Origin of the sequence: Acidovorax facilis, assembly GCF_023913775.1 — a bacterium.
GTDB classification, from domain to species: domain Bacteria; phylum Pseudomonadota; class Gammaproteobacteria; order Burkholderiales; family Burkholderiaceae_C; genus Acidovorax; species Acidovorax facilis.
The window spans coordinates 1-3,271 of sequence record NZ_JAMXAX010000231.1 but is presented as its reverse complement, the minus strand read 5'-3'; the positions used below and the strand labels follow the sequence as shown (position 1 = coordinate 3,271).

Sequence of the window (3,271 nt, the reverse complement as noted above, 5' to 3'; positions counted from 1 at the left end):
TCCGCTGCGCGCTCCATGAACATGCGCGTCGAACCAAAGCACCACATCTGGTTCGCCACTTCGCCCGCCAACGCAGGCCATCCGTCAACCCACCGGTCCCATTGGAAGCTGGTCTCCGCATAGGGGGGATCGGTCACGATGGCGTCGGCCTTGGGCAAGAGCGGAAGCACGTCCTGAGCGCGGCCGTGGTAGAGGGTCACGAAGTCGTCCTGGTAGTACGGCCGCATGCCGACAGCCACGGGCTATCGCGCCATTCCCACCGGCCGATGCCCACGCTGCAGCGCCTCGACCTTGGCCGCGATGCGTGTCTCGATCGTCGCCCGCTGCACCGCTACCAGCGTAACAGTGGCCTCGCACACGACTTCGTCCGTGTCGCAGGCCTGCACACGGAACGTCGCGCTCCGCTCCCCCATCCGTTCCAGCCATCCGCGCAGCCGCAGAGAGGATCCTGGCGGGATGGGTCCTCGGTGGTCGATGCGAATCGTTCGACCCACCACCACCTCGGCCGCATCGACGTACTGCTGCATTTCCCGGATGCAGATGGATTCGATCACCGCCACCAGGTAGCCGGTGGCAAGGCATTCAATCAGCCGCTCCGCATACCCGCTGCCGTGAGGCAGCCGGGCAAAGAGCGATTTCGCCGTCTGGTCCGCCGGTACGGTGTAGGACTCTTCAAAGAATATCTCGCTGACGCCTTGGTGGTTCATGGGTTGTCCGGGTGCGTTGTCACAAGCCAGATCTGCGCAGGATTGCGGGTGATCGGTGCAGCTCGATGCTCCCGTGACCCGCAGGCCCGTACCACCCACCGCAGCGAGTTCTGGCGTAGCGCGCCGCTCTGGTCGCAGCGGACTTGATACCCTGGAAGTCCAAACGCGCGCGGCAGACCTGCCGCGCGCGTCGCGCCTATTCAAAATGCCCCGGCCCACTGGCCGGGGCTTCATGCTCACACCGCAACGTGTGCGTCCTCGTGGACCTCCGAATCGACGCTGCCGCTGGCACCGGCGCTGACATCGGCATCACCCCCGACCTCGCGCCCCGCTTCTGCTTCGACTTCGACAGCCACGTCTTGCCCACGGAACATCACCGGCAGCCACCCGGTCCCCACAGCCAGCCGTTCGGCCTCGCTCGCAATCTCGCCCTTCTTGAGCTTGCCCAGCCGGCTCACCTGATCCGGCGCAAACGCCTGCACCGCTTCCAGCGTCTTGGCTTTCGAGACATGCTCGAAGTAGCCTGCCGCGGTCGGGGTCCACCAGTCGTGCATGTCGAGGTTCACGGCCTGCGCCAGCGCAGTGGCGGGGACTTCTCCTTCCTGCGACACCAAGGCGCTGACTGTGCAGGCCACGCACACCGCCAACAATGACAGCAGCTCCTGCTGCGGGAAAGCCAGCAGTTCCGCGAACAGCGAGTCCGGATCGTTGGGCAGGCGATGGGCCCAGGCCTCCCGCACCTTGCACATGCCCACGGCTGCAGGGGCATCGGCCATGTCGGGCGCATGCAGTCCAAGCCCATCCTGGGGTGTCGCAGAAATGTTGACTGCCGAGTCTCCCGCCCCGTAGCTCTCCACGATCACCCGCAGCGCAAGGCGATGCACCAGGGCCACCAGTGCGACATGGGGATGCCGCGCCACCTCGGCCTGCAACGCTGCCGTGCGGTGCGCGCTGAGGCGCTTGGCCAGCTTCTCCGAGATTCCGGATTTGGCGGGCTCGTCGGTGTCGGTATCCGGGTTGCCGCCCGCCCCGCCCTCCTCCTGCCGCGCCTGATCCCGCAGTGCCTTGGCCTGTTCCTCGCGCAGCAGACCACGGTGCACCACCATGCCGCCCATGGAATCGACCGACACCACGGCACCGGCCAGCGCCACCACGGTAGCCGGGTACTCGACCAGTTGGCGTTCCACGACCTCCAGCTCATTGCCAAGTGCGTCCATGGCCTCGTGCAGCGCCTGCGCCTGCTCGTCGGTCATGTCCTCGCTCTCGTCGTCCAACTGCTCCTGCAGCTTCCCCTGCTGGTCTTCCAACTTGGCAATGCGCTTGGCCTCGGCCTTGGTGGGTTCCCGGCGTGTACTGCGGGCGCGTTGGAACTGGTACAGGTCGGATGCTGTAGCACGCGGCGCCACATCCACCCAGGCCCAGCCTTCGGCACGCACCTGCTCGGCCAGTGGGGCGAGCTTGTCCCGCGCCAGGGAGTCCAGCAGCGCCCCATCGGTCAGGAAGATGCCGCTGTGTTCATCCGCAAACAGGTCGCGGCGGATGCCGCCGCCTGCCTGTTCGTACGCCTCCAGCCCGACAAAGCGCGCCACCGCATCGCGGCTGGCGTCGATCTCTTCACTGGTCAGGTGGTCGCGCAGCGCGTCCGGGCTGCGCTGCCATTGCGGCGAGTCGTAGAACGCAGCTTCCTGAGCTGCATGGTCATCGGTGATGGCCAGAGCCATCAACTGCTCCAGCGTCACTGCCTGCGTCCCGAAGTCTGCCAGCAGCCGGGGCGAGACATTGGCAAGTTTCAGGCGCCGCTGCACTACCAACGGCGTCACACCGAAATCGGCAGCAATGTCCTCCACGGGCCGCCCCTCGGCCACAAGGTCTTTCCAGGCAAACAGTTCTTCGATGGGAGACATGGCCTCGCGCTGCACGTTCTCCGTCAGGCTCACGGTGCGCGCCGCATCATCCTGCACCAGCAGGCAATGGACTTCATGATCCTTCGCCAGCTTGCGGCGCTTGACCAGCAGTTTGAGGGCTGCGAGGCGCCGTCGCCCGGCCACCACCTCGTAATGCTCGCCATCGGGCGCCGCCACCACGGTGAGGTTTTGCAGCAGGCCCACACGCAGGATGCTTGATGCCAGTTCGGGAATCGATGTACCGCCGCTCTTGCGGACGTTGCGGCTGGAGGGCCGCAGCTTGGACAGCGGAATCAGCAGCAGTTCCGGCGAAGCCGCCATGGCGGCGGCAGCGCTGCCCGTGACGTTGGCGTTGGCGTTGGTTTCTTGAAAGGTAGCGGTGTTCATGATGAAGCTCCTATCGGTCAAAGAAAGGGACAAGGAAAAAAAGGGAAGCGAGAAAAACCAGGCATGTAGGGAGGGGCTGGGCCCCTCCGGCTGAACTCAGGCCTTGAGCTGGCGCATGCCATCGGCCAGCAACCACAGGGCGCGGTTCAGGCGCAGGTTCTGGTCGATGCCCTGCACGGGCCGGGTGCTCTGGCGACGCCCATTGGCGGCGCGGGCGCGCAGGCCGCCCTTGATGAGGTTTTCTTGGGTGCGGTTGAACACGCTCCACAGGTC

The 3,271-nt window shown here is 65.8% G+C and carries 2 protein-coding genes and 2 pseudogenes; all 4 read right to left on the bottom strand.

Annotation, left to right across the window (positions count from 1 at the left end):
- Window positions 1-239 (bottom strand): annotated as a pseudogene (locus NFX52_RS29565) (hypothetical protein); the annotation flags it as partial.
- Between the two features lie 3 nt (window positions 240-242).
- Window positions 243-707: a thioesterase family protein gene (locus NFX52_RS29560; protein WP_055401028.1), complete on the bottom strand. Its 465-nt coding sequence runs from the start codon at window positions 705-707 to the stop codon at window positions 243-245.
- 236 nt (window positions 708-943) lie between these two features.
- Window positions 944-2,998 carry a ParB/RepB/Spo0J family partition protein gene (locus tag NFX52_RS29555; protein ID WP_252635968.1) on the bottom strand — a complete coding sequence of 685 codons (2,055 nt, stop codon included), beginning with the start codon at window positions 2,996-2,998 and terminating at the stop codon, window positions 944-946.
- 96 nt (window positions 2,999-3,094) lie between these two features.
- Window positions 3,095-3,271: pseudogene (locus NFX52_RS29550) on the bottom strand (DUF932 domain-containing protein); the annotation flags it as partial.

Coding starts and splice junctions, on each gene's coding strand:
- NFX52_RS29555 (WP_252635968.1), bottom strand. CDS start 2,998: ATGAACACCGCTACCTTTCAAGAAACCAACGCCAACGCCAACGTCACG.
- NFX52_RS29560 (WP_055401028.1), bottom strand. CDS start 707: ATGAACCACCAAGGCGTCAGCGAGATATTCTTTGAAGAGTCCTACACC.